1 protein-coding gene is annotated in these 826 nt (G+C 56.5%); it reads left to right on the top strand.

Annotated features, from left to right (window positions below):
• Positions 1-57 precede the first annotated feature (57 nt).
• Positions 58-809 (top strand): IS5 family transposase gene (locus NKH99_RS32640; RefSeq protein WP_353017981.1). Its coding sequence is split into 2 segments (ribosomal slippage): positions 58-388 and positions 388-809, totalling 753 coding nucleotides; the frame shifts between segments, so codons are not numbered across the junction.
• Positions 810-826 lie beyond the last annotated feature (17 nt).

Below are 826 nucleotides of genomic sequence, written 5' to 3'. Positions count from 1 at the left end.
TAGGGCCTGTTGATATTCATGATTCCCATTCTGGCTTGATCGTGATTCAAGCTTTGGATGGAACGATTCGTGCTGACGGACGCCCAGTGGGCGAAGATGGAACCGCATTGTCTGGGTAAGCCAGCGGATCCTGGGCGAAGCGGCCAGGACAATCGCCTGTTCGTCGAAGCGGTTCTTTGGATCGTGCGGACTGGCAGTCCGTGGCGTGATCTGCCTGCCCTCTTCGGAAAGTGGAACAGCGTTTTCACGCGATACCGAGGTTGGGTCAAAGCCGATGTTTTCATTCGGCTTTTCGAGGCTTGCTCGGGCCAGCCGGACATGGAATACGCCATGGTCGACGCCACCATCGTCAAGGTCCATCGACACGGCCAGGGCGCAAAAGGGGGACTCAAAGCCAGGCCATAGGTCGCTCCAAGGGCGGTATGACAACCAAAATCTTGGCGCTTACCGACGCGCTTGGCAATCTCGTGCGCTTTGTCCTGCTGCCGGGCCAGCGCTTCGATACGGTCGGTGTCGAACCGCTCATCCAAGGCCTCTCCTTCGGCGCTCTGATCGCCGACAAGGCCTTCGACAGCAACACCATCATCGCCGATTTGAACGAGCGTGGCGCCAAGATCGTCATTTCCCAGCATCCGCGCCGAACAAAGCCGATCCCGCTCGATGCCGAGATGTACAAATGGCGTCATCTGATCGAGAATTTCTTCTGCAAACTCAAAGAGTTCAAACGCATCGCCATGCGCGCCGACAAAACCGACCAGAGCTTCAATGCCATCATTCATCTCGCTGCTGCCGTCATCAACTCCAAATGAATCTCAACAAGCCCTAG

The organism is Mesorhizobium sp. M0854, from assembly GCF_040319815.1.
In the GTDB taxonomy this organism is placed as follows: Bacteria; Pseudomonadota; Alphaproteobacteria; order Rhizobiales; family Rhizobiaceae; genus Mesorhizobium.
Note: the sequence above shows the minus strand (reverse complement) of the source record. Positions and strands in the feature narration are given on the sequence as shown.